This is a genomic window from Dehalobacter sp. TeCB1 (assembly GCF_001707455.1).
Taxonomy (GTDB): domain Bacteria; phylum Bacillota; class Desulfitobacteriia; order Desulfitobacteriales; family Syntrophobotulaceae; genus Dehalobacter; species Dehalobacter restrictus.
In genome coordinates this window covers 81,308-105,750 of record NZ_MCHF01000056.1, presented here as the reverse complement: position 1 = coordinate 105,750, position 24,443 = coordinate 81,308, and the positions used below count along the sequence as shown (strand labels likewise).

Genomic DNA, 24,443 nt, shown 5'->3' with positions numbered 1-24,443 from the left:
AAGAGTTTTTTCCCCGGTTTATCAAGTAAGAAATAATGAAGGAGTGTAAGTTTTGAGAAGAATTATATTTATTATCGGAGCTATCCTAGCTTTAGGGAGTGGAATTGGAATCTATTTGCAAATCGACTATTCAAAAGGTCTTATCCCAGTTGTCTTTGCTGCCTCAGATATTTCAGAAGACACCGTTGTCGATGACCAGCAGCTGATTATAAAAAAAGTGCCAAGGGATAGCGTCCCTGATAGCACTGCCACCGACAAAAATCAAGTTATCGGAAAAACATTGAATTGGCCGTTAAAGGAAGGAGATCCTGTCAGAACCGATAAAATAGAACAAAATCCCAAAGCTTCAGCAAATAACACCCGGCTGATTGCCTTCAAGACGGATTATAACGGTTCAATTGCCGGTTTAGTCCGATACGGGCAAACGGTTGATCTTGTTATGAGTGTTGACCCTAAAGTATCAGTAAGTACATCCATGACAGGATATATATTAACGGACTTATTTATCGAGGCCACAGCCGATGCAACCGGTAATATTCTCACTTCAGCAGATACGCCCTATATCCAGTCCAAAGCAGAAAGTGTTATAAGTCTTTCCAATGGAAACCAAACAAAGGGTATTCCGGTTGAAATCATTGCAAAAGTAACGCCCCGGCAATTTCTTATCATCAAACAGGCAGAGACAATGGGGACGCTCTCACTCGGTAAAAGAAGCAGAGACTCGGTAAACCTTTATAATATCAACCAAGTTGTTGAAAATTCTAACGTAAATGTGTCTAAAGATTTTATCCTTGCTTTATTAGCAATGCAGAAATAGGGGGCTCGAAAATGACAAATAATAACGAGCTACCGACATCAGAGAAGGACTATAAAAAAGTCATTGCCTTTTGGGGTGTAGGCAGTGTTGGAAAAACAACTATGGCGTTAACTTTCGCTCAAACCTTGGCCAGAATATCTGACTTAAAAGTTGGGCTATTGGATTTTGCGGTAATAACTCCCAGTATCCATTTATTCTTGGATACTGAAGATCAAGAAAGCATGATCGAATTCGTTTTGAAGTCCTGGCAAGATAATTTCTCGTATAAAGATATCTTAGAAGAAAATGCCTTCAGAACTAAGGATGTTCCTAACCTTCTCTACTGGACAGGCTTAACAAAGCACCCCGAACTGATAGAAAAACTTGGGCTGAACCAAGCAAAATCGATTATTTCCGAGCTCTCTGAGATAGTGGATATTCTTTTTATTGATGTCCAAAGCGATACACTCATCATTCCTACAGATATTTCTTTGAAAATGGCGACCGATGTGATTGCTATCGTAGACCAAAACAGAAATGTTATCGAAAATACAGCAAAGTGGCTTAACAATTTATATGTAAGACAGGTCGGAATCAATAAATTTCACTTACTAATCAATCAATATTCGGATAAGGCCATGTACACAAAAGAAAAAATCGAGAAAAATCTTGGAGTCCCCTTAATCGGAACCATACCGGCGATACCGAAGGTTAAATATGATAACCTTACCGTTACCTTGGATTCCCTATTGAAATATCGCGAAATTGCAGATCATGTAAAGGAAGCATTATTAAAGCTGCATAAAGAGATCCCATTAAAAAAGAAGGGGGCCAAAAGATTTAGGCTCTTTTCATTTAGTAATAAAAAGGACAGTGATAGTATATGAGAGTCAGTCTAGCCCAGGCTGCAAAAGAATACGTAAGTTCTGAAGACGATAAAAAATTACTATTTAAAGCAACAAGCATCATCCAAACAGAATTGGCGGAAAAACATGCTAAATTGCTAAGCGACGCCATCTATGGAAATTCTGGAGCTCAAGAAAAAATAAAAGAAGTAATGAAGGAAATTCTTTTTACCAACAAAGTTGAAATCCCGAATATGGGCATCGAACAAATTATCTGGGAAGTATATAAATACATCGTCGGTTACGATATTTTGCATGATCTAATCTACCTTAACCCCGATATTACTGAAATATGTGTAAACGGCATAGATAAAGTTACCTATAAGAAAAACGGTATTCGCTACCAAGCCATGAATATTCAATTTAAAGATTATCAGCATTTAGAAAAAATCGCAGAAAAAATACTGCTTACCTGCCACTCCGAAGCAAACGAGGGCAGCCCCATGGTAGATAATGCTTGGCTCCCTGACCGAAGCAGAGTTGTCATCAACAAAAGCTCAATCGTTCCCAGCCATGGGATAACCATCAATATCCGCAGGTTTCGGGATAAGAACTTTGCCATGGAGGAACTTGAGCGTATCGGCACATTAAAAACTGCTGAACCCGGAATTTCCTTAAGTGACCAGGATGATCTTTTCGAAGGGCGAAATGATGATACCTGCCATTCTTACAGACAGCTGGATTTTCTTTATGACACAGTAAAAGCCGGGGCGACTATCATCGTAAGCGGAGGAACGCATACGGGGAAAACAACTTTAATCAGGACGTTAGCCGGGATATTACAGGAATTGATCCCTGCATATAACGGTGTTGGTGATCCAGAAAGCGGTTTGCGGATTATTACAATTGAAAACGGGCCGGAACTCCAGCTGCTGAAGTATTATCCTAAACTTGAAGTTGTGGAGATGCTTGAAAGAGATACCAAATACAATCCGATCGGCGTTGAAGAAATCTATCCCCAAATTATGCGCATGGACCCGGATGTTATCCTGGTCGGAGAAATCCGGTATCCAATTGAAGCCATGTATACTTTAAGGGCCATGCGGTCAGGCCATGCCAACACCATGGCATCCATTCATACCTATGATGCCGAGTCTTGCTGCCAAGAGCTCAGGACAAAAGTGCAGGCCATATCCAATGTATCGGATAAGGTTATTAATAGCGAGATAGCGACAGCGGTCGATATCATCATACAATTAAGTAACATCGATAGAAAAATTGAAATTACCCAAATTGCCGAAATCGAATTAGATGATAACGATAACATCGTCATTAAAGACATTTTTAAACGCGACAGTAACGGAAACATGACTTTTAAGCCTATAACAAAAAAGCTGGCCAAAAGGTTAATCGCTAAAGGAAGGGGAAATGCTGACAAGATAAAGAGGTGGTTGAAGTGATTCTGGTTCTTTGTTATGGAATGAGTATTGGCTTACTCATTATTTTATTTACTTGGTTTTTCCAGGATAGAGAAAAGAGAAAGCTTGCAGGGTATATTAGAAAGAGCTTAACCTCTATCCAAGAAAGAGCCCTTAAAGAAACAGGTCTCATGAACAAAATACGAGTTCTATTTGATCAGCGTAAAGAAATCATCCAATTGAACATGAAGTTCAAAACATTCGTGGTTATAAGCATTATCTTTTTAATTATCACCTTTGCGGGATCGATATGTATGTTTAAAATTACAGTCCCCAGTATTCAAGGTTCGCAAGCATTGGTAATGAAATATAACGTCTTAGCTATCGTAATCGTTACATTTGTGGGCGGGATATTTCCATGGCTAGTATTGAATATCGCCTATTATTCCGTACGCAAATTGATCAATAAGCAGGCATTAAATACGTTTACCTTGATTCTTAATAACTATATCGTGCGGAATAACCTTGAAGCAGCCACTTGGGATTCAATCGAGGGGATGCCTTCTCAAATGAAATCGCTGATCAGCAGAATCCAAGCTGAAGTAAATGGCGGCGAAAGTTTTGATCAGACAGTGTTAAGGACTGCCAATATTCTCAAAATTCAAGCGTTCAGAGACTTTTACAACACAGTGTATTCCTCCGTTATTTCCGGGGGAAATACCGATGAGAATCTGCATCGGCTAATTGGTAAAATACGTTCGAAAAAGACCAGAGCCCAAACGATTAAAGAAGATTTAAGCCCATTGATATCAAAGGCAATCGTCTTTACCATAGTTATGGTTGTTGTCTATTTCGCAGTCGGGCTTTTCTGGCCAGATTCCATTATGCTGGTTAAACAGTCTTCTATAGGCGTTTATTACACAGATTCAATTATTATTGCCATACTTATTGAGGTCGGGCTTTTATTAAAATATTTATCGATGGAGGATTAAGGATGTAATATGATGACAATCTTATGCGCCCTGGGCGTTTCCATGGGCTTATTTGTGCTGTTCATAAGCTTCTTTATTAGGAATTCGAGAAAAGAGTTTAAAAGGATTAATTCAATAAGCAGCACGGTTATTACTTATAGGCAAACAAAAGATTCCTTTCTTACAAAAATTAAAAAGTATTTTCCAAAGCAAAGAGAAACTGAAAATAAATGTAAAAACAATAAAACAGACCTGATTCTTGAAATTCTCAAGCAACCGAGAAAACCGTTATCTTTAGGGTATAAGGACTTTAAGACACTTAAGGGCATCAGCCCTTTTTTGTTTACCGTTTTATTTGGCTTTGCCGGTTTGGCTTCCCAAAATATCCTCATCTTAGGTTTTTTAATTGCTGTAGGCTTTTTCACTGGAATCACGGCCCCGACAATTCTTCTCCTATACCTATATGCCAAATACAAGGAAGAATTAACGAATGAATTATCCGAAGCAATGACCTATATCGTTGACCTGCGAAAAGCCGGCCATTCCATTACCGATTCTATCAAAGGATCTTTTTTCGCAACGAATCGATTAAAGCCTCATTTAGAAAAACTTTTGCAAGAAATTTCATTACAAGGACCTAGAATCGCGCTTGCCAAGCTAAGTAAAGAGACCGATATCGAAGAATTTCGAAACTTCGCGGATATTTTGCTGCAGTCGATCACCATCGATAATACCCATATGGTAGCGTACATGGAAAGCAGATCCAAGGATATTGATTATATAGAAGGGTTAAAGGAAATGAGCAGATATAAAAAGCGGAAAATGATTGTCGAAGCTTTGACAACAATACCCTTTATTATGATCCCAATCATTATCCTTGTGCCATTACTGCTGCAAGCAAATCAAAATCTAAGTCAAGTAATGTGAGGGGTGGTCTATTTTGTGAAGAATGTTTTAAAGGAATTACTCAACGATGAAAGGGGGGATTTAACCCAAGAAATTATATTGTTAATTGGCGGTATCTTAGCAACCGTCGGCTTAGCAATGATTATCTTCGGCACAGTAAAAAGCAAGGTAACGAATGATTCAACCGGTATCAGTGTATTAAATTAAGAAAGGTGATGAAGACATGATCAATTTATTCAAAGCACTTTATAACGATGAGGGCGGGGATGTAATCCAGAATATCATCTGGATATTCGGCGGTGTTCTCGCTACGATCGGTGCTGTGGCAACCCTGTTTACGACCGTGAAGGGAAAGCTCACCAGTATGAATACAAGCATTAACGGAATAACGACCCCTTAATCAGAAGGAAAGGAGAATGGCAGATAGTATGTTTAAAGCGTACTATCTGCTTATTTTTATGAAAAACAAATTATTATTTTTTCTTAGAAACCGAAAAAGAAATCCTGATTATGAAAGAGGATCTTCATTAATCTCGTTCTTAATTGTTTTCGGTCTATGGATGATGATTTTCTTTGCCTTCTTCTCAATGTTTTTCTTGAATAATATGCAAGGATCAATGATTAATGCCGTAAACTTGGGACTTGAACGAGCTGCTATTGTGGGCGGGACAACAACGGAAGTTCAGACTTTGATAAGAGATCAGCTTGCCCATACCGGGGTGAATGTCAATTCGTTTACGATTACCGGATCGGGCAACGATACGAATCGCATTTCGTACGGTCAGTACATTACCATAACCGTTTCAGGACCACGCAATTTTACGGATTGGTCAAGCGGTCATCCGGTGTCTGCTTCCCAGACAATATCCGTAACGAAAACCATTATGAGCCAATATTTACCTTAAGGTGATGAACATGAAAATATTAAAAAATATTCGGGACAATGAACGGGGTTCATCTTTAGTTGAAGTCTTAATATACCTTGGCCTGTTTCTAGCTCTATTCGGATGGGCAACAGACTATTACCACGCCATAAACGTTAAACGCGGAATAATCGACAGCGTAAAGTTTGCAGCTCTGGCAGCAACGGAGCAAACGGATCAGGCTAAGCTTAATCAAGGAATTCTGGCTATAGACTCAGCAAAAGCGGACAGCGTATTTCTCGATATGCTGAAGAAAAATTTATCTTTAGACAATAACCTTGATCCGTTGCCGGGATCGCCGGTGATGGCAATCAACAAAGCAACGCTTTATTACCATGCGTATAATTCTGACGTATTACCAGCGGTAAGCTCTATCGATGGGCATGCGATTACTTACCCCAGTTATGTTGCTTATGTTGAGGTGAAAGTGTGGAGGGGTTTCACCCAGCTGGTTGATCCGACTCCCTACTGGACGATAAAGGTTGCCAAAGATGCATCACTCAGAATATCTCCTTAAAAAAATGAAAGGAAGGATAGTTTATGCCCGAACGATTTTTTTATATCATTCCAATCTTGATGTTGCTTATAAGCACGATAACTGATTGGCGGAGACGAAAAATATATAACTGGATCACTCTCCCTGGTATTTTACTGGGCATTTTTTTTATTGCCTGTTTTCATAAGTTCTCTATTACGTTTTTATTTTCGTACATTTTTATGTTCTTTATCTTAATGATAGTATATTCGCAGAAAGCCATGAGGGGCGGGGATGCAAAGTTATTACTGGCATTAAGTCTGTATTTACCCCCTGCAGGGGTATTCTTAAATTTAGCAATTTGTATGTTCTCTGCTTTTTTCTATTTTTTCATCAGAACGATTAAATTGAAAGGATTGGCCGGGACTTTTACGGATGTCAGAGCAGATACAATCTCTTTATTTGTTCTCGGGGAGAATACAAATTATTTTACTAATGAAAAGGCCGAATTTCCGGGCGGGGGTGCAGTTCTAATTGCCATTTCCTTTATTGTAACTCTGTTTTTAAGCCATTTATTCGGCAATTTAATATAAATTTTAGTATAATACCAAAAAATTCCTATATATGTTGTAATATGGTATAAAGGGGTGAGATTATGAATATCATTGGGCCAATTGTCCTTGGAATCGGCGTGATTGCTCTTGTCGCGGGAGTCGTAAGACATTTAAAGAATAAGTAAAAGGGGTGTTGGTAATTGGTTAAATGGGAACTTGATGTATCAGATAACTTAAATCAAAGAGCTGAAGGTTTCAGCCTTTCTATAGGGTTGGATAAGATTGAGTTTATTAAATTTGCAGTTCTTATGCAGTTGGAAAAAATGGAATCCCAAATGGATGGGAGGCGTAAATCGGATTCTGCAGGGGTGAATACACTATCCAAAGTTTACATTGAAATGGGTGATAAACAGGTTCCGGTTGGAGAAACGGGAAGGAGAAACCCATAATGTTTAATAAAAAAAGCAAACTGATATTCCCGATTATTTTTCTCATTTTATCCCTATTGTTATTTGGCTGCGGTTCAAAAAAAGCTGTTCCTCAACCTCAGACCACAAAACCTGCAATAAAAAATACGGAAACTCAAAATAATAATCAATCAGACAACCAAAAGACCGAGAAAGAATTGCAGCCTATTAAGGAACTCCCAAAAGAAGAGGAAGACAATAACTCACAGACCGAAAAAAAACCGCAAGTTAAAAATAGCCCGCAAATTAAGAACAATTCGCAAGAGGGGACTTCAGCAACTTCTGGAGCAGCACCAAAAGGATCGGAAACTACAAACAGCAAGCCTCAACCTGTAACAAATCCTGACCTGTCCTTATATAGTCTAGGGTATCCGATTGATTTAAGAAATGATGCCGCAAAGACGGATAAAGAAAAGGCAGCTTATGAAGTGGGTGCAAAATGGTTATCAGTATTCCGGACAACAGATTATAAACAGCTGCAATCGGCTGCCCAAATGCCGGGAAGCAGTTATACGACAGACCGTTTCCAGCAGGAATTGGATAATTACTTCCCTAGTTTTAAATCTGAAAGTATAAAGAATAAGGATACCAGACAGGTGAAATCAATTGAACTTGCGGATATCAGTTTTAATCAAATCCCTCAATTAAACAACCAAGAAGGCGCTTTTATAAAATTTGTAACCGTGATTAATGCCGCTAAAAACGGCGGCAACTATTGGGTAAGTAAATATGAAGAACGGGTTATATTACTTCAGGTAAACGGTGTTTGGAAAGTGGATTCCGAACAAGCAACCCAATTAGAGAATTAGAGGAGAAAAAAGTTATGAATTTAATTTCTAAAGATGAGTTGCATCAATTTCGTAAATATAACAATCGCTATGAAAGGCAACTCAGAAGCTGCAATTATCGTTTAATCATGCCGGGAATGAATGCTTCGGAGATTTTGGAAGTCATAGACGACAATAAACGGATGATGTTTTCATCATCGCTAAAACAGTTTGAACGTCATAAAGATCTATTTAAAAACGATATTGATTTTAGAAAGATGGATGCTATTGAGAATATTGGCTACCCCGATACGACAACGCTTATAGTCAAAACTACCCACGCTTGCAATTTGCACTGCCCGTATTGTTATGATGTCATGTTTCGTAAGGATTTGAATGCTGAAGGAAATATTATTTCTCTTGATCTTGTAAAGCAGCTTCTTAAGGTTTTTAAAGATGAGAATATTGGGTCTTGGATATGGCACGGGGGAGAGCCGTTACTGATTGACAAAGATTTTTATGAAACAGCCAATGATTTAATCAGGCGGCAATTTAAAAATGTGGATATCTGTATGCAATCAAATTTAACTTTAATCGATGATGATAATGCAGCTATGCTAAGTAAATTTAACATCCGTCCCGGCTTTAGTTTTGACGGGTTAACCAATCATTTAACCCGCAAGAATACCGGTCAATTAATGAAGTCGTTGGCCTTGGCAGATAAATACGGCGTTATGGGCGGGGCCATTATAATTCTTACCAAAGATAACATCCAGCACATGATCGAAGAGTACGAATATTTTAAACGGCTGGGAATCGGATGCAAAATGAACCTCATTTTCTCAGCCAGTAAAAATGAAAACACTTATACCTTGGAGGGTAAAGTGGTGGCAAAAGAACTTTGCAAATTCTTCGATTACTGGATTGAGGATACTTATAGACCAGCTGATTCCGATATATGCGAAAGGTATCTCAGGACAGCGTTAGAAGCCGGAGGCTCCTGCAATTTTGCTGATTGTGCCAGCAATTGGTTTTCAACTCAGCCCGATGGCACGATTTATCACTGCGGCCGCGACTGGCCCGAAAACGCATCAATGTCTTTCGGCAATATATTTGATATGGAGTCGGTCCAGGATATTCTTAACCATCCCAATCATCAACGTTGGATCGAGGGTACTCGCCGAATGCTTGAAAACTGCAGTGATTGTGATTTTTACTTTTCCTGTCACTGTGGCTGCTTTAATGATAACCTACAATATGATTTATCTATGAATAAGCCTGAACCTGAAAATTGTTATATCCATAGACAGGTCATCAGCCATATCATTCGGGTTATCAATGAAATTGATTTTGATGATATGCCAAAATATAACCCAAGATTTCTTAATTTCCTTTTCACGAATCAATTCCGGAGCGCTAAGATGATCCGCAAGATTTTAGATGAGTCAATTAAGCTTATTAATGCTCCGGTTAAGGCGGAAAATAAGCTTAAGGAGTTTTTAGTCGTTTAATAAATTTTAAGAAAAGAGTGTAATTTGTATGATCAATATATTTAAGAAAAAACAAACCATTTCTCTAAAGAGCCGGCCAAGAGAAATGGTTTTTTCTGTTCCCTTGTTATTTGATTTCGATTATATAAATCAGTTATCTGCTCTCAACAGCAAAGACACAAAGTATAAAATTCATGCTGTTTATAACAGCCTCCCTTACACTTCTTATGCCAAGTCAGGTTTTGAACATGGTCGGTCGGTTAATTTTCAGGAAAACAGCAAAATACTTACCCTGGAGGATTTAGGGCCGTATATTAAAGAGCTTGAAAAGAATAATATCGAATTCATTTATTTAATGAATAGCATTTCGACAATTTCGCTTTATGATTTCGAATCAAATATTTCTCAGTTCAAGCAGTTTGTGAGCCATCTTGCCGAGATAGGCGTTAGAAGTATAACCGTCGGCAGCCAGCTTCTGGCTGATTTTTTAAAGGAAGAATTCAATGGGTTATCTGTCAATGCATCAACGATGATGGATATCCGTTCGATCATCCAAGCAAAGTATGTTGTTGAAAACTTAGGAATTTCCAATATTATTCCTGCTTCTGATCTCAACAAAGATTTTGCTTTTATCGAGTCGTTTAAAAAATTTTTACCTGAAACCGGCTTAGAACTTATGGCAGATGAAGCTTGTATCTATGGCTGCCCTACAAAGAATATTCATTATGCTCTGTTCGGCAGACAGGAAAATATTCATAAATGCAGCCCGGTCTTCCGTGAATTTCCTAAGTTTATCTGTGACCGAATAACAGGCTGTAATCCACCGATCCAAATGGTTCTAAACAGAATTATTTATCCTTGGGAATTAACTGAATTTGAAAAAGCCGGTGTTAACAGTATTAAGCTGGTTGGCAGGGACCATCCAAAGCCCGAATTATTAAATAAGATTCGGGCTTACATGATTGGAGCAACGGACAAAGAATATGCGCTCAACGAGTTCTTCAATACTTATAACTCTCGTTTTATGAACACAGCGTTCAGTCAATATGGGACTTTAAGAATGAATGAAGTTATTGAATACATGCCTGATATTAACCACTTTATAAAAAATAAACCGCAGTGTTCTTCCCAGTGCGGCGCTGTATGCAATTATTGCTTTCAAAAAGCGGCTTTAATTGAAAAGTATGTGCAATCAAAAAATTCAACAGAAAATTTATCTTATGCCGTAGGTGATGAGAAATGACAAGAACATATACGCGATTAAAGAAATTGCTCTTTGCTTTTGTCTCACTTAGTATCCTTCATACCTCCATAACTCAAGATGTCGTTGAAAAAAATTATCCTGACCGGCCGCATTCTAAGGATGGAAAATATTCAACATCATGGGGATTGAAGATTTCTCTTGAGCCGGAGAAAGCCTTTGCCTGGGTTCAATGGACCTGGCCGCAATCAAGTTGGAGTAATTACACAAATTATGGGGCTTATACGAATGTTTATAATAATATTTACGGTAATTATGTCAATTGGAATGCCAATTATTCAAATGCCGGTGTTTGGGAAAATCATACCAACTGGCAAAACCATACCGAAACCTATTCCCAATACAGCCAATACTCTAATTACAGCAATTATAGCAACTACAGCAATTACGGTAATTACGGTAATTATAGCAATTACTATAATTGGGGCAATTGGGATAACTATGTACCACCCCCAGCAGTTACAGCCAGTGTTCAAGCTGTAGCATTCCCTGGGACTACAATTCAAATTACAGCAACGACTGCGGGTACTGTTACCCAGGTTACTGCAACAAATACTCTAAATTCAACGACTATAACGTTTGTCAATACATCCGGTAATACGTGGGTGGGTAGTTTTAACGTACCTGCTGGTACGGCGAGACAACCAATTACTTTTACCGTGACAGCAAGAAACAATACCGGATCTGCAAATGCCGTAACGGTAACAAATGTTAAGACATTCCAAAGTGTCATAACAAGATGATAAATATAACGCTTATTAAGCCGTGATTGCATTTTCAAAAGCGGCAAAAGTTAATCTCATGAATTAGAAAGGGTTTTTTAGAATGAATATAATGCTAAATAACTATTGCAACTTAAAGTGTTCCTATTGTTTTGCAAACTGTGACCCCAAAAACAAGGTTAATATCTCAGATGAAAATTATGCTTACATTCTTGACTTCTTCAAAAGATCCGGGCATTCGGAATTAAGGCTTCTAGGCGGGGAGCCAACCTTGCACCCGAAATTCGAGCAATGGGTTAATGATGGAATTAAAGATCCTTTCTTTCATAAGATTCAATTATTTTCTAATGCCCTTGCCCTAGATCAGGAGTTGAGTCATTCTATTGTCCACCCAAAAGTATCTTTCTTGATTAACCTTAATGGTCCAAAAGTAATCGGTGAAAAGTTATATAGAAAAACTATAAATAATGTAGAAAATCTGGTTTTCGAATATAGAAGAAGAAATATCGAGCCTCGTGTAACGCTCGGTATTAATATTTTTGAGCCTCATTTTGATTACAATTATATTATTGAAGAGAGCAAGAAGTTAAACTTGAAAACCATTCGTTATAGTATCTCGGTCCCATCTAATAATAATCAAGCCGGAACTCTTCAGCATTATGAAAGTTATGTCCCTCGTTTGGTCGAGTTCTTGGACTCATGTCATGAAAATGGAATTATTCCCCACATAGACTGTAACAACCCTCCAAAGTGTATCTTTTCAAATGAGGAACTTGTTAATTTCATTTATTCCGGTTTTGACCTTGTTCATAAAGAAATGTGCAGGCCGGTAATGGATATACGACCGGATTTAAGTGTCGCACGGTGTTTTGTCTTTGAGGATTATCTTTCCATAAATATTAAAGATTTCGATACCGTTGCGGAAATTCAAGAATTCTTTATTCGTGAGATCGATAGCAAACGTTTTTTTAATCCCGCCTTTAAAGAATGTGATGGGTGTAGATTCTGGCAGGAGAAGAAATGCCAGGGTGGATGTTTAGGTTATAATATTCAGAACAAATCAGCCTAATATGTAGTATTTGCTTGGTGGGGTGCAATGAAAAGCAAATTTACGAGGAAGAACTTTTTACTTTTTTAATATCTATTATATTTTCATGTTCTCAAACGCATTATGACCCCGGTCTCGTCACCGGGGTTTAACTTTGTCATCAATTCATATTTTTACGAGGAGGTAGCTATATTGGAAGCAATATATTTAAGGGATCTCCGACATGCTATTAGAGTAGCAAATATGAGTAAACGCCTAGCCGATTTTTTAAATTTATCTGAAGAAGAAAAAAACGAGCTTTATATAGCTTGTTTATTTCACGATGTCGGTAAATCTTTTTTGTCCCAGGATATTTTAAATAAGTCAGGCAATTTAATAGCTGAAGAAAAAAAGCATGTTGAGACTCATCCAATTTTAAGTTTCAAAGAAGTTATAAATATAGGCTATTCTGAAAAGGTTGCAGAGGATATTTTATACCATCATGAAAACTTTGATGGAAGCGGATACCCTTATGGGCTTAAAGGACAATCCATCCCTTTAGGAGCAAGAATTATTAGGATTACAGATACTTTCGATGCTTTAACAAGTGATAGACCTTACCGAAGGGCTATGAAAGCAGACACTGCATTTGAGATTATGGAAAGGCAAAAAGAATTGTATGATCCGGAGCTTTATAAACTTTTTTGCCTTTTATACACTAAGAATAAGTTATTATTTTAGCTTTATCTATAAAATTCCAGATCAACGTTTTAAGTTTAACTTACTTCTATATTTGATTCTTAGCCTTTTCAAATATAATATTGATTTCTTTTTCATGTAAAACCTTTTGTGTTATATAGGCAATCAAAGCGATTCCAGGAATATCGATGATAAACCTTGTCAGCATAAACTTCCAACCCATCGCTGATGTTTCGAAAAGCAGCATCGGTATTTTGGTTGTTGACCATGCCCCTATAAAGATAAGCACGTTGGAAAAGTTGCTTCCTTTTTTCAAAAGAACCCCTGCTATAGGAAACGCTGCATATAAGGGCCCTGCCGCTGCCGAGCCCAAAAAGAAGGCTAAGGCTACGCCAATAAATCCTGATTTTTCTCCCATAAGTTTGATCATTGTTTCTCTTTGGACCCAAACATCCAAAAGTCCAAGTAGAATAAAAATTGGAGGTATAACAGAAAGCATCTCCAGGGTATTACTCCAAGTTATGCTTAAAGATTTTTGGCCTATTGAAGGGAAAATAACAACAAGTCCTAAGTTAAGAACTACCAGAATAGCGAAAAATTTATAACGTTTTAAAACTTCCTTCACCCCAGCACCACCCCTATCACGATTGCCACAACGAATGAGAATATGAAAGCTAAAGAATTTCTTAAGATTGCAGCTTTTTTGCCAAAATATTTGATTTCCAAAGGAATGGTCACAATGCCAACCATCATCAAAGTTGAAATAAATACCGCTATCTGCATAAAACCTGCTCCGCTTTTTAGAAGCGCCGCAGCTAAAGGAAAGGCAACGAATCCCGGAATTAAAGTAATTGAACCGACAATAGCGGCAATAATCATTCCAACCCAACCGGATTGCTGACCAATTAATTTTGATATAGTATTAGGACTTAGCACCGCAAGCATAATACCAATGATAATAAGAATAGATAAAAACTGCGGCAGTATGTTTTCAAAGGACTTCCAAGCCTTCACCAGGGCCATCTTGGTCTTTTTTTTATCTTTAAGAAACGAAAGCAGAAGAAGTCCTATGGCCAGAACATAAAGGATAATTGTAAACATTCTTAAGCCTCTTTAATATATTTCTTAATTTCATCTTTAGTTGGAATTCTGCCTGCGACTTTTACTTTTTCATTAACTACCAAGGCAGGAGTTCTCATCACACCATACACCATTATCTTTTGAATATCCTCAACTTTTTCAATTGTAGCTTCAATCCCTGCATCTCTTACCACTTCCTCGGTAACTACCTGCAGTTTTTTGCAGTTGGCACATCCTGAACCCAAAATTTTGATATTCATTATTAATACCGTCCTTCCACTCTTTAATTATTTGATATTTCCTCACGGGATTATAGCTTATTTCCTACGGAATTATTAGATTGAACAAATAACCGATAATAATAATGGTTGCTGCCATGATTCCGATAAACACTGCCAGGAGTTTTGGTTTTAAAACTTTTCTCAGAATAATCATTTCCGGTAAGCTTAGCGCCGTTACCGACATCATGAAGGAAAGCGCGGTTCCCATAGGCATCCCCAGCCGGGTGAGTTCTTTTACAATCGGAATGGTTCCGGCTGCATTGGAATAGAGCGGTATCCCGATTAAAACCGCCACGAACACAGCAAAAGGATTTTCTTTCCCGGCATATTTGGCCAACCAGCCTGCCGGTGCCCAGCCGTGCATAACAGCGCCGATAGCTATACCTATGATCACGTAGGGCCAAATCTTCTTAAGAATTTCCGCGACATAATGCCCAGCGTCTCTAAAGCGTTGATTCCATGTGAGATTTTCGATTTTAGCTTCGCCCATTTTCATGCTGTAGACATATTCTTCAACGTACTTTTCCATTTTAAGTTTGCCGATAATAATTCCCGCGATTATTGCCACTATTACTCCTGTAGCAATATAAAGCAAGGCAATCTGCCAGCCAAATAACCCCCACAGCATGACAAGAGCAACTTCGTTAACCATGGGCGAAGAGATAAGAAAGGAAAATGTCACTCCAAGGGGAATGCCCGACTCGACAAATCCTATGAATACCGGTACTGCAGAACAGGAACAGAAAGGGGTTACAATCCCTAAAAGGGCGGCAAAAATATTACCTAAAAACCCGCGTGCTTTTCCTTCCCCTAAAAGTTTTTTGGTCCTTTCCGGGGGAAAGAAGCTCCTGATAATTGATACGATAAAGATGATTACAGATAACATTAAAAATATTTTCATCGTATCGTAAAAGAAAAAGTTGATTGCACCTTTATACTGGCTTGATTCCAAAATTAAAGGATTAGCGCCAAACAAGTCCAAAATCCAACGAATAAGCACCGTCAGACCATAGCTTAAATAGTAAGTTAACTCTTTTAAAACCCAATCTAATGCTGCAAACATCTATATCACTTCTTTCATTTTCCCTGAAGATATTTCCCCAATTACATCTTAAGTTTAAGCATTCTTGGCATGAAAACTGCTTTTGACAAGCAATGCAATAACTGTAAGCACGAAAAGCCCTGCGCCGTAAATGCCAAATAATGAATGAAAACTTGCAACTGCGACAATCTTGCCCCCAATGGCAGTCCCGATACCTCCGCCACCCATAAAACAGAAGGCAACCAGAGACATGGCAATACCCCTTGCTTTGGCGGCAAATTCCGTAGCAATCGTCAGGAAGGTGGAATGGGCCATCATAAAACCGGCCCCCATAAGTCCAACCGCAATAACTACGATAGGCAATACGCTTCCCATAGCCACAAGTAAGAGGTCAGCTATAAAGGCCAGGCTCAAGCCAAGGACAGCGGTTTTCTTGCGGCCTATTCTGGCGGCGATTTTACCCGCTCTTCTGCCGGCAAGCAGTGCCATTAGGCCGAACGCAGTCATTACTATGCCAATAGCAAAATTATTCAGGTTAAATACCGTTTTGATAAATCCGCCCAAAAATGAAAATGAGCCCAGAAGGAAAAGACCTTCAAAGATAACTAAAGCGTAAATGATTACACTCGAAGGATTTTTCAGAATATTGATATACGGCGTTAATGCCTTGGTATCTTTGTTTTTTGCAGAAGGTATCTTTCTGCCTATGGTAAACAACAAGAGTGCGGAAACAACAGCAAGCCCTGCGTAAACGCCAAACACGCCTCTCCAATTCAGGAAGTAGGCAATTGAACCACCGATGGCCATACTAAGCCCCTGGCCTAAGAAAAATAAACCCATGAAAGAACCTATGGCCGACTGTCTCTCTTCCATCGGAAACAAATCACCGATCAGGGCCAGGGAAACCGGCATAATCGCGGCAGCGAATAATCCCGTCAAAGCCCTGAACGCCGCCAAAACGGGAATTGCCCAGGCAAAAGCACAAAGTGCCGCGGCTATCGTAAACATCGAAATTGAAAAAGTGATAACCTGCCTTTTGCCGAAGCGTTCAGCAAGATAACCAAACAGCAGCTGAAATATGCCAAACGGCAACATGTAGGCCGTAATTACAATCGAAGCGGACGCAACATTCACATTCAAGTTTTGGGCAATTGAAGGCAGAATGGGCGAAACCACCCAGTTATCCGCCATTACTACAAATCCAGCGAAACCAAGTATCATGATTATTTTTTTCTTATCCATAAGACTCTGCCTCCGTTATTTCTATCTCGATTTATTATTTCCATTTCCTATTTATTTTGACAGCAAACTTTTGGTCTCTTCTATCTGGCGAAGAATTATTGCTTCAGCAAGTTCAATCATCTGGTATACCTCTTTGTTTTTAACTGAATAAATAACCTTTGTCCCTTCTTTTTTGCTTTCCACAATACCCTTGTTTTTTAGTACCGTAAGGTGTTGAGAGGTATTAGACTGTTCAGAGTCAAGATTAGGGAGAATCTCGCAAACACACAGCTCCCCTTCCCGCAAAAGCTTCACGATTTGAATTCTAGTCGGATGAGCCAAGGTTTTAAATACATTTGCAACAAGCTGGTCACTCATATTGGACATTATTATCACCTCGAATACCTCTATATATTAGTATCTTCTAATATTCTTATATTATAATATTGCGTTAAAAAGCTTTTGTCAACATCTGTTTTGACTATGATAAGAAACCGGCTAAATGATTTATCTATCATCTAACCGGTTCATTGGAAATATTTTATTGAAAATGATATTACACTAAACCATTCATTCTGGTTTTGAGGTCCAAAATTTTTTCTTCAATGATTTTAGCCGTTTTGATAAATTCCTGCTTATCTTTTCCTGTCGGATCTTCAAGGCCCCAATCTTCCCTGTGTTTGCAGGGAACGAAAGGACAATTCACGTTACATCCCATGGTGACAACAATATCAATCGGCGGAATGTCCGATATAAGTTTGGATTTTTGTGATATGTTCATATCCACATCATAAAGTTCCTTAATCACCACTACCGCATCCTGGTTAATACTATCTTTGATTTCCGTACCTGCCGAATACGCCTCGAAGCTGTCTTTTGCTATCATCTTGGATATTGCTTCCGCCATTTGGGAACGGCAGGAATTGTGAACACAAACAAAGGCTACTTTTATTTTTTCCGGCATGCTTTATAACCTACCTTTAGTGGAATACCCTTTTGAATATAAAAGAAATTTGGATTGCCCGGACGCCTTGAGATAGACTGTTTAGGCTAGTCCTGAAATTTATATTCTATACATAAAAAGCATTTAAACAGAGAAACATTAAATAACAAATTTTAATACTGTGGGGGTATCCAAAAATGAAAGACCCTATTGGAGCTGCTACCATTGCAGGTATTATTGGCACAATTATTATGGACTTCTTATCCTATATCCTTATCGTTTTGGGAATTCCGATGACATCTCCATGGAATATAGCCGCAGATGTTTTTCTAAGTTGGAGCCAGGTTAATTCCCCTATCGGGATATTCTTAGGAATCGTCGGAACAGCGGCTTTGGGCATTGGCACAGCAATTTTATTAGTTATCGTCATGAAAATGACCGGTAAGGATTTTACCGTTTTAAAAGGTATCATCGTAGCGACCGCAGTCGGATTTGCTTCTATGGGGTTGTTTATGCCTTTATTGAATATTGCCCCTCAAATACAATCCCAACCACTTACCAATCTGTTTGCTCTAATAATTTTAACGATCTTTGGCGTGATTGTATCTTTCATCCTTAAAAAATACGGAACATTTGTCAAAAACTAATATCAAAGCAATTCCACGGAATCGCCAACCCGGATGCGCCCTTCTTTCACAACACTGCCAAAACGTCCTTCACGGCTGACAATATACGGTCTTCCATGCTCTTTGTATTGTTCCTTACCAACATACAAGATCTGTACTTCCGCCTCGCCAAGTCGAACGATTCTTCCAATTAGCAGTTCCTCTATAGGAACGCCGGAAATTGTAACATTTTCCGTATAGCCATCCTCTAAGACTTCTATATGCTTCTCTACCGGCACCTTAGTCAAAGCTTCCACGGAAAAAATACTTACTTGCCGGTCCCAATCACCGCCATGGGCATCGCCCTCCAAGCCCCATCCTTTTACAACCAGAACTTCCTGTTGATGGGCAAAACAAATAGCTTTGCAGACCAACTTATTTATTTTAAGTTTTGAAGAGCACCCATCGGACAATAATTTACGCACTTATCACATTCAAGACAGGTTTCTGCATTTACTGTGGGCGCTTTATATCCTTTTTGACTTAAGGCATTTACCGGACATACTCTAACTGACGGACATGGATGGTTTTCTGGGCACCTGTTGCTGTTGATGGTTATTGCCATTGCAAGCACTCCTTTTATTGTTTTTTCACAAAAAGATAACATACCCCCATAGGGTATATTATCAAAGCTATGTTTTAATTTCAAGAGTTTCGTTAAAAAGATTTGGCTTTTAAAGAGATGTACAGTTGTCCAGCAGAGGTCAAACCGGCAAATATGACATCATCAATTTTCGTAATTCTAATTGATTTATCAATTAATTAATATCTTTGTTTTCCTTTAGAATATTAGAAAATAATAATTTGATATTTACGTCAGAAAAAACTAAATATTCTCTTTTAATCGTTTTTTATCACCAATTAAAACAATAAATATACCTATAAAAGAAATCCACATACCAATTGTTATATAATTATCAGGTATTAGGCTGCCAATAATCGGCTTTCTTGCTAATACTTTTTTTTCACGTTGAATTTGTTCGCCAGTAACAGCAATAGCTGCAATAAGATTAGCAATTGTCCATAATATTCTTCCATTAACCATAAGAATATAGGGGAAAATATTATTTGGTAAAATAAGACTATTTGTTTTCATAATAGATTTCTTAGATTCTATTACGGCAACTATTAATATTAAACTACCTATAATCCAAACAAAAGATCCTATATTCTCTAAATCTAATAATTTCAAAGCTGTATTATCGTCATTATTTATCAATACTCATTCCTCCAGTATAAGCAATATAACAATACAATTTATGAATTCAATTATGATATTGATAAATATTATAAAAGGAGAGCATTTTTTTCGATATTTTTAATAATTTCAGGTAATTAGTAAATAATATTTTCAGGACAAATTTGATGATTTAAGGAATGTGAGGAAAATGAAATGCTATTTAATAACAAAGAAACAAATCAAAATATTAGTGTAGCATCAGCCTATATTCTATGGAGGAGTTTAACCGACAGAAACATTACTGTTGAGACCTTTAATTTATTAAAAAATTTTGTGTTTGATGATAACTTCAAAAAATATATTGAAAAATTACTGGATGAATATAGCGTTGAAATTAATGAAATTAATAAACTACTAAATAAGTTTTCTCTTGTAAGCTCCGACCCTCCTGCCCATGACCAAACATTCGCTAGCAGAAAAGAATTAATTAATGATCAGATGATTGCCGCTACATTATATCGTTTTATGCGTTTAGACGTTAATCTGTTAATGTTAATTATGAAGGAAATGCCTTCAAATATAGAAGTATTTGACTTTATCAGAAAATTAACTGAAAAAGCAGTTAAAAGGGTTGATTATCTTATCAAATTAATGAAAAAAAATAACTGGCTGTATTTACCATCGAAGTATTTACATACCAAACCAGAAATCAAGGAAGAGGTTGCTATTAATGAAATATACATATTGTATGATCATTTAGTTTATCGTTATAACAATAAACGTTTGACTGAAATTCTATCAGTTTATGTTTCTGATCAAACATTTAATGTTTTGCTTACAGCTGGTGTCAAAATATTAGAAAGCCAAATTAAAAAGCTTGAGGATAAACTGACCTATTTTGGAGTAGTCCTGCCAAAGCGTTATTCATCTAATACTGCAATTCCCAAAGATAAAGAGATGTTTGAGGACAGGTTTATTTTTAATCAAATTTTAAGAGGAATGCAGGATGCCGTTGCATTACATGGCACCAGCATCCAGGAAATTGTCATGAATGATCATTTAAGACATTTTTTTATCGAACTTACTCTCAGCGAATTGGATATAATCGATAAAATGATTAAATATGGCAAAAGTCAGGGATGGACATTTGAAATCCCTTCATATTAAAACATGGTCCTAGAAATCTTAATTTTTACGATAAAGAAAAGACAACTTTCTCCGCCGTCCGCTAACCCATATAATGGATATAGAAGGACGGTGTTTCATTTATGAATTTTCCTTTACGCTTGATTCAATATTACTGGCTGATATGGCTGCTTTTTTCGTTTCTACTCTCTTCCGTTTTGGGATTCATAATATTTAGAAACTATCTGATCCTACCACCACAAAGGTAATGAAAATATGAAAGATACGGAATCGATAAACACCACAAAAATGACAACAAAATTCTGGGGTATATGGCTGCCTGTCCCAACTATAATAGCAATAATCAATTCAATATTTTGGACCTGGTTAATTCTCCGGACAGTTGGTTATCTCGAAGACCCCATTGAAAAATCAGCGCCTGACATCATTGATTTTTTCTAAATTCCCGGAAAATATGATTGGAGGGCCCCAAATGCAGCAAAAAAAAAGGCCGGAAAATTTACGATATGTGCTCCCAAATTGCTACTATTGTCTGAAACGATACTGGTTAGGTCAAATTTATCCAATGTTCTGTAATAAAATCCGAAAATACTCCAAAAACCGTTTGGATCCTTTTAACCTGTGTCCGAATACACTTATAGTCTGGTTTTTCATACCGCCCTACAGAGCGATCGGCATTGCCTTCCATGGCCTTCAGGATATATCAGTCTTTATACGCCAGCAAATGGAACCAAATCAGACTATTTTTCTAATGTTTAAGATCTTGGAATTAAGGCCCCCGTTCCCTTTAACCTTACTCACTATTTTTGTTTCCCTGGGGCTGGTCTTCACCGACGGAGCCAACAAAATCGTCCGTGCTGTCCGTTCAGAATATGAAAATATCAAACCCCGAGACGAAACGGTTATGCCCTATCCGGATCCCTTCAGTTTAACCCCGCGTATGTCCATCTATTATCCCGTCCTTGATGATCGCACTTCAATTGGCTTCTTAACAATCGATTTCCGTCACTTTGAACTAAGTATTAAACAAGCCTTGGAGCCAAATAATAATATTAGGAGTCTCATCCGCTTTGTGGATATATATTCGCCTTTCCCGCTTCAACTTGGGTTTATGCTTGTTTCCATAGGACTTTTTCTATGTGGTATAATTTATAGATTCTGCCAAAGTCAAAAACAGGAACTCCTTGAGGAAATAAAGGGGGCAATATCATGACTTTGTACGATTTATGGGTTCACGGCACAACTTTATATGCTCAACCCTTTGCCTATTTTGCTCCGCTTTTTGCGTTAGGTGCATTTATCTTTGTTGTCTACTTTATCACCGCCTTAAAGATGGTTTTAGAGCATAAGGAACAGCACATTCTCTGGTAATTTCTCCAATTATTTTTTTCCCCCCAAATTTCTAGGGAAATAGTGATTTTCACTTTCCCGAAACAATCCAGGGCATCTATGTCTGGGACACCCGCCACAACGGCAGGTCTTTTCCAACCCGTCGCACAGCTGGTAATCCCCGCCTTCAATCTTTAGCATTTTTTCGTTGACCAGGGAATCCGCTAGTTTATGGCGGGCATCATTGTAGATGCGCTGAACCGTTGTACGGGCTATGTGCATTTGGTTGGCGCATTCTTCCTGCGTAAACCCTTCTAGATCAATAAGCCGTATTGTTTCATATTCATCAACCGACATTACAGCTAGATCATCTCGGGTCACATCTGAGTTAAGCGGCCCATAAATGTTGCTTGCCGGCAAGCAACAAACCTTTCGCCATTTCCGGGGTCTCGGCATATTTTAACCTCATTTTGCCTTGAATTTTACGGGAGTGTCCTCCCTTAATCTATTATTAACATATGTCCTTTATGCTAAATTATATACCGTTTGCATATATGTCAACGAACTAACTTATGGTATTAAAACTTATAGAATGTCACCATTTGAGTTATTGACATATGCTATTTAAACGTTATAATAAAATATAAATGACATATGTCAATAACTCAATGTAAGCTTATAAAAATTATGGAGGTATAAAGTTAAAATGAAAATTGCCTTACCGTCTCGTCAAAACTTTGTTGATGAACATTTTGGCCACTGTGAGTATTATACTGTTTTCACAATCGATGATAATGACAAAGAGATACTTAATCAGGAAACCATTGCATCCCCTCAAGGATGCGGCTGCAAATCTAATATCGCTCAAACCCTTTCAGAAAAAGGTGTAAGCATTATGCTTGCAGGAAATATGGGTCAAGGTGCTGTTAATGTATTAAATTACTCAGGAATAGAAGTAGTACGTGGATGTTCAGGTGATGTTAAGGAAGTTGCTCTCAAATGGCTTAACGGATTTCTGTTTGATTCTGGTGATTCTTGTCATGCCCATGAGCATGAGTGCCATAACTAAATTTATAAATATGGCTATATAAAAACTTAAAGTGAAAAATCAAAATGGATGTAAATCATCTAAAAGAACACTCTCAATTCACGAAATAGTGGAATGAGGGTGTTTATTACAGTATAGCTACTCAGGAACGCATATCTGATTATGGAATAAAGCATAAATCGTCTTTGAAAATACCGTAACAACCACTAAAGTAGTTAATATTAATAGACCGATTGCAATCCCACCAAACAGCGGAACCTTCAGCAGATCAAAGGCGGTGATGCTGGCAATCGTAACGGCGCATAATGGAAACGTATAGGCCCACCAGGTCACGACAAAATCCAGCTTAAAAAAATACCCCGGCAGAGATAAAAGCAGTATTACGAAGAACCAGGCAATGTAAAGCAAGATCCGTGCAAAACTGTCCATATGGCCTGCCATTTTAACGTAGGCCATAAAAGCAACCGACGGCGGCGCAATGAATATGAAGAGGGTCGAAAATAACTGTTTGGGCAATGGGTCATGGAAAACAACCCGGTAAAAAATCAACGCAAATAAAATTACCCAGAAAAAAAGTCCTATACTAAAGAAGAACCAGCAGATTTCTATATTAACAAACTTTATGCCCGCAATCGGAATAATGATGTTTCCGACTACGGGAATAAACCACGCCGGATTGACTTGTAAGATTTGATATTTTTGGGTAATCCACCGTGATATGATGACAATGGTAAGGATAAAGTGAACTACTGTCCCTATTACCCAAAGGCCAAAGGCCAATTTTTCCTGATAGTTGATAGTCCCAGTACTCAATAACAGCAGGCTTATGGAAAAAGCCGGAAAAAAATTAGCTTTTAGCGGGTGATTAATCTCACTAACTACTGCTGGAAAATATCTAATAATTTTAAAGGAATAAGTAATTGCAACTAAAATACATGCCAGATACACGGCGATCAATAGTATTAAGCCTATTCTGCCACTTAATTTAAATACTTGTTCATACCGCTCAAAGGCCACGGCCAAACCGCTGATCCCCATAACACTGGCAAAAAAACTAATTGGGAAATACTGCAGTTTATTTTTGAGCACTGTCTCTTCAATGGCCTGTTTTTCCATCTCTTTTCATTCCCTTTTTTGTCTATCTCTTAGGTTCAGGTTCTAAATCAACGCAGATTTCTATGAGTGAC

General features: G+C 37.9%; 34 protein-coding genes. 22 read left to right on the top strand and 12 right to left on the bottom strand.

What is annotated here, in order from left to right; translation table 11 throughout:
• Nucleotides 1-52 precede the first annotated feature (52 nt).
• From A7D23_RS12225 to A7D23_RS12150, 17 genes are all read left to right on the top strand, one after another.
• Nucleotides 53-817: an SAF domain-containing protein gene (locus A7D23_RS12225; RefSeq protein ID WP_068883983.1), complete on the top strand. Its 765-nt coding sequence runs from the start codon at nucleotides 53-55 to the stop codon at nucleotides 815-817.
• An 11-nt stretch (nucleotides 818-828) separates the two neighbouring features.
• Nucleotides 829-1,683, top strand: a complete 855-nt coding sequence (locus A7D23_RS12220; RefSeq protein ID WP_068883981.1) for a hypothetical protein — start codon at nucleotides 829-831, stop codon at nucleotides 1,681-1,683.
• Nucleotides 1,680-3,101, top strand: coding sequence for an ATPase, T2SS/T4P/T4SS family (locus tag A7D23_RS12215; RefSeq protein ID WP_068883979.1), 1,422 nt, complete (start codon nucleotides 1,680-1,682; stop codon nucleotides 3,099-3,101). Before A7D23_RS12220 ends, A7D23_RS12215 begins: the two co-directional genes overlap by 4 nt.
• Before the next feature lie 272 nt (nucleotides 3,102-3,373).
• Nucleotides 3,374-4,051: a type II secretion system F family protein gene (locus tag A7D23_RS12210; RefSeq protein WP_242871527.1), complete on the top strand. Its 678-nt coding sequence runs from the start codon at nucleotides 3,374-3,376 to the stop codon at nucleotides 4,049-4,051.
• A 12-nt stretch (nucleotides 4,052-4,063) separates the two neighbouring features.
• Complete coding sequence (locus A7D23_RS12205) at nucleotides 4,064-4,957, top strand: hypothetical protein (protein ID WP_242871526.1); 894 nt, start codon at nucleotides 4,064-4,066, stop codon at nucleotides 4,955-4,957.
• Between the two features lie 15 nt (nucleotides 4,958-4,972).
• Complete coding sequence (locus A7D23_RS16140) at nucleotides 4,973-5,143, top strand: hypothetical protein (RefSeq protein ID WP_176714422.1); 171 nt, start codon at nucleotides 4,973-4,975, stop codon at nucleotides 5,141-5,143.
• 16 nt (nucleotides 5,144-5,159) lie between these two features.
• Nucleotides 5,160-5,336: a hypothetical protein gene (locus A7D23_RS16135; RefSeq protein WP_176714421.1), complete on the top strand. Its 177-nt coding sequence runs from the start codon at nucleotides 5,160-5,162 to the stop codon at nucleotides 5,334-5,336.
• Nucleotides 5,337-5,352: 16 nt separating this feature from the next.
• Nucleotides 5,353-5,841 (top strand): hypothetical protein, encoded by a 489-nt coding sequence (locus A7D23_RS16435; protein ID WP_242871525.1) that lies wholly within the window; start codon nucleotides 5,353-5,355, stop codon nucleotides 5,839-5,841.
• 10 nt (nucleotides 5,842-5,851) lie between these two features.
• Nucleotides 5,852-6,376 (top strand): hypothetical protein, encoded by a 525-nt coding sequence (locus A7D23_RS12195; RefSeq protein ID WP_068883973.1) that lies wholly within the window; start codon nucleotides 5,852-5,854, stop codon nucleotides 6,374-6,376.
• 23 nt (nucleotides 6,377-6,399) lie between these two features.
• Nucleotides 6,400-6,927 carry an A24 family peptidase gene (locus A7D23_RS15690; protein WP_141690674.1) on the top strand — a complete coding sequence of 176 codons (528 nt, stop codon included), beginning with the start codon at nucleotides 6,400-6,402 and terminating at the stop codon, nucleotides 6,925-6,927.
• A gap of 161 nt (nucleotides 6,928-7,088) precedes the next feature.
• The gene (locus A7D23_RS12185; protein ID WP_068883971.1) at nucleotides 7,089-7,337 is read left to right on the top strand and encodes a hypothetical protein; all 249 of its coding nucleotides are present in this window, start codon (nucleotides 7,089-7,091) and stop codon (nucleotides 7,335-7,337) included.
• On the top strand, nucleotides 7,337-8,164 hold the full coding sequence (locus A7D23_RS12180) for a hypothetical protein (RefSeq protein ID WP_068883970.1): 828 nt from the start codon (nucleotides 7,337-7,339) through the stop codon (nucleotides 8,162-8,164). Before A7D23_RS12185 ends, A7D23_RS12180 begins: the two co-directional genes overlap by 1 nt.
• Before the next feature lie 14 nt (nucleotides 8,165-8,178).
• The gene (locus A7D23_RS12175; RefSeq protein ID WP_068883968.1) at nucleotides 8,179-9,633 is read left to right on the top strand and encodes a radical SAM protein; all 1,455 of its coding nucleotides are present in this window, start codon (nucleotides 8,179-8,181) and stop codon (nucleotides 9,631-9,633) included.
• Between the two features lie 28 nt (nucleotides 9,634-9,661).
• Entirely contained in the window at nucleotides 9,662-10,855 is a 1,194-nt protein-coding gene (locus tag A7D23_RS12170) for a U32 family peptidase (RefSeq protein WP_068883966.1), read from the top strand.
• On the top strand, nucleotides 10,852-11,616 hold the full coding sequence (locus A7D23_RS15685; protein WP_083221920.1) for a hypothetical protein: 765 nt from the start codon (nucleotides 10,852-10,854) through the stop codon (nucleotides 11,614-11,616). The genes A7D23_RS12170 and A7D23_RS15685 overlap by 4 nt, the downstream gene beginning before the upstream one ends.
• 82 nt (nucleotides 11,617-11,698) lie before the next feature.
• Nucleotides 11,699-12,664, top strand: a complete 966-nt coding sequence (locus A7D23_RS12155) for a radical SAM protein (RefSeq protein WP_068883960.1) — start codon at nucleotides 11,699-11,701, stop codon at nucleotides 12,662-12,664.
• A gap of 171 nt (nucleotides 12,665-12,835) precedes the next feature.
• Nucleotides 12,836-13,363 carry an HD domain-containing phosphohydrolase gene (locus A7D23_RS12150; protein WP_068883958.1) on the top strand — a complete coding sequence of 176 codons (528 nt, stop codon included), beginning with the start codon at nucleotides 12,836-12,838 and terminating at the stop codon, nucleotides 13,361-13,363.
• A 46-nt stretch (nucleotides 13,364-13,409) separates the two neighbouring features.
• On the opposite strand, the gene A7D23_RS12145 is transcribed toward A7D23_RS12150, so the two are convergent.
• The 7 genes from A7D23_RS12145 to A7D23_RS12115 all read right to left on the bottom strand — a co-directional run bounded on the left by A7D23_RS12145 (nucleotide 13,410) and on the right by A7D23_RS12115 (nucleotide 17,909).
• Entirely contained in the window at nucleotides 13,410-13,946 is a 537-nt protein-coding gene (locus A7D23_RS12145; protein ID WP_068883956.1) for a permease, read from the bottom strand.
• Nucleotides 13,943-14,422 (bottom strand): permease, encoded by a 480-nt coding sequence (locus tag A7D23_RS12140; protein ID WP_068883954.1) that lies wholly within the window; start codon nucleotides 14,420-14,422, stop codon nucleotides 13,943-13,945. Before A7D23_RS12140 ends, A7D23_RS12145 begins: the two co-directional genes overlap by 4 nt.
• A 2-nt stretch (nucleotides 14,423-14,424) precedes the next feature.
• Nucleotides 14,425-14,661 (bottom strand): thioredoxin family protein, encoded by a 237-nt coding sequence (locus tag A7D23_RS12135; protein WP_068883952.1) that lies wholly within the window; start codon nucleotides 14,659-14,661, stop codon nucleotides 14,425-14,427.
• Between the two features lie 64 nt (nucleotides 14,662-14,725).
• Nucleotides 14,726-15,745, bottom strand: coding sequence for a permease (locus A7D23_RS12130; RefSeq protein ID WP_083221918.1), 1,020 nt, complete (start codon nucleotides 15,743-15,745; stop codon nucleotides 14,726-14,728).
• Nucleotides 15,746-15,799: 54 nt separating this feature from the next.
• Nucleotides 15,800-16,966 carry an MFS transporter gene (locus A7D23_RS12125; protein WP_068883950.1) on the bottom strand — a complete coding sequence of 389 codons (1,167 nt, stop codon included), beginning with the start codon at nucleotides 16,964-16,966 and terminating at the stop codon, nucleotides 15,800-15,802.
• Nucleotides 16,967-17,017: 51 nt separating this feature from the next.
• On the bottom strand, nucleotides 17,018-17,332 hold the full coding sequence (locus tag A7D23_RS12120; RefSeq protein WP_068883948.1) for a metalloregulator ArsR/SmtB family transcription factor: 315 nt from the start codon (nucleotides 17,330-17,332) through the stop codon (nucleotides 17,018-17,020).
• Nucleotides 17,333-17,501: 169 nt separating this feature from the next.
• Nucleotides 17,502-17,909 (bottom strand): arsenate reductase ArsC, encoded by a 408-nt coding sequence (locus A7D23_RS12115; protein ID WP_068883946.1) that lies wholly within the window; start codon nucleotides 17,907-17,909, stop codon nucleotides 17,502-17,504.
• 176 nt (nucleotides 17,910-18,085) lie between these two features.
• Here A7D23_RS12115 and A7D23_RS12110 point away from each other — a divergent pair, with 176 nt between their 5' ends.
• Nucleotides 18,086-18,535: a hypothetical protein gene (locus A7D23_RS12110; protein WP_068883944.1), complete on the top strand. Its 450-nt coding sequence runs from the start codon at nucleotides 18,086-18,088 to the stop codon at nucleotides 18,533-18,535.
• A gap of 2 nt (nucleotides 18,536-18,537) precedes the next feature.
• Here the strand turns inward: A7D23_RS12110 and A7D23_RS12105 are convergent, their stop codons facing one another.
• The 3 genes from A7D23_RS12105 to A7D23_RS12100 all read right to left on the bottom strand — a co-directional run bounded on the left by A7D23_RS12105 (nucleotide 18,538) and on the right by A7D23_RS12100 (nucleotide 19,772).
• Nucleotides 18,538-18,978 carry an MOSC domain-containing protein gene (locus tag A7D23_RS12105; protein ID WP_242871524.1) on the bottom strand — a complete coding sequence of 147 codons (441 nt, stop codon included), beginning with the start codon at nucleotides 18,976-18,978 and terminating at the stop codon, nucleotides 18,538-18,540.
• Entirely contained in the window at nucleotides 18,933-19,118 is a 186-nt protein-coding gene (locus tag A7D23_RS15680) for a 4Fe-4S binding protein (RefSeq protein ID WP_083221917.1), read from the bottom strand. Before A7D23_RS15680 ends, A7D23_RS12105 begins: the two co-directional genes overlap by 46 nt.
• A 261-nt stretch (nucleotides 19,119-19,379) precedes the next feature.
• Nucleotides 19,380-19,772, bottom strand: a complete 393-nt coding sequence (locus tag A7D23_RS12100; RefSeq protein WP_068883942.1) for a hypothetical protein — start codon at nucleotides 19,770-19,772, stop codon at nucleotides 19,380-19,382.
• A 174-nt stretch (nucleotides 19,773-19,946) separates the two neighbouring features.
• Between A7D23_RS12100 and A7D23_RS12095 the strand changes: the two genes are divergently transcribed.
• The 3 genes from A7D23_RS12095 to A7D23_RS16130 all read left to right on the top strand — a co-directional run bounded on the left by A7D23_RS12095 (nucleotide 19,947) and on the right by A7D23_RS16130 (nucleotide 22,250).
• The gene (locus tag A7D23_RS12095; RefSeq protein ID WP_068883940.1) at nucleotides 19,947-20,900 is read left to right on the top strand and encodes a DUF3231 family protein; all 954 of its coding nucleotides are present in this window, start codon (nucleotides 19,947-19,949) and stop codon (nucleotides 20,898-20,900) included.
• A 451-nt stretch (nucleotides 20,901-21,351) separates the two neighbouring features.
• Nucleotides 21,352-22,092, top strand: a complete 741-nt coding sequence (locus A7D23_RS12085; RefSeq protein WP_068883936.1) for a hypothetical protein — start codon at nucleotides 21,352-21,354, stop codon at nucleotides 22,090-22,092.
• Complete coding sequence (locus A7D23_RS16130; RefSeq protein ID WP_176714420.1) at nucleotides 22,089-22,250, top strand: hypothetical protein; 162 nt, start codon at nucleotides 22,089-22,091, stop codon at nucleotides 22,248-22,250. The genes A7D23_RS12085 and A7D23_RS16130 overlap by 4 nt, the downstream gene beginning before the upstream one ends.
• 9 nt (nucleotides 22,251-22,259) lie before the next feature.
• On the opposite strand, the gene A7D23_RS12080 is transcribed toward A7D23_RS16130, so the two are convergent.
• Nucleotides 22,260-22,664 (bottom strand): DUF134 domain-containing protein, encoded by a 405-nt coding sequence (locus A7D23_RS12080; protein ID WP_068883934.1) that lies wholly within the window; start codon nucleotides 22,662-22,664, stop codon nucleotides 22,260-22,262.
• A 250-nt stretch (nucleotides 22,665-22,914) separates the two neighbouring features.
• Between A7D23_RS12080 and A7D23_RS12075 the strand changes: the two genes are divergently transcribed.
• Nucleotides 22,915-23,277, top strand: a complete 363-nt coding sequence (locus tag A7D23_RS12075) for a NifB/NifX family molybdenum-iron cluster-binding protein (protein ID WP_068883932.1) — start codon at nucleotides 22,915-22,917, stop codon at nucleotides 23,275-23,277.
• 117 nt (nucleotides 23,278-23,394) lie between these two features.
• Here the strand turns inward: A7D23_RS12075 and A7D23_RS12070 are convergent, their stop codons facing one another.
• The gene (locus A7D23_RS12070; RefSeq protein WP_068883930.1) at nucleotides 23,395-24,372 is read right to left on the bottom strand and encodes an SLAC1 anion channel family protein; all 978 of its coding nucleotides are present in this window, start codon (nucleotides 24,370-24,372) and stop codon (nucleotides 23,395-23,397) included.
• Nucleotides 24,373-24,443 lie beyond the last annotated feature (71 nt).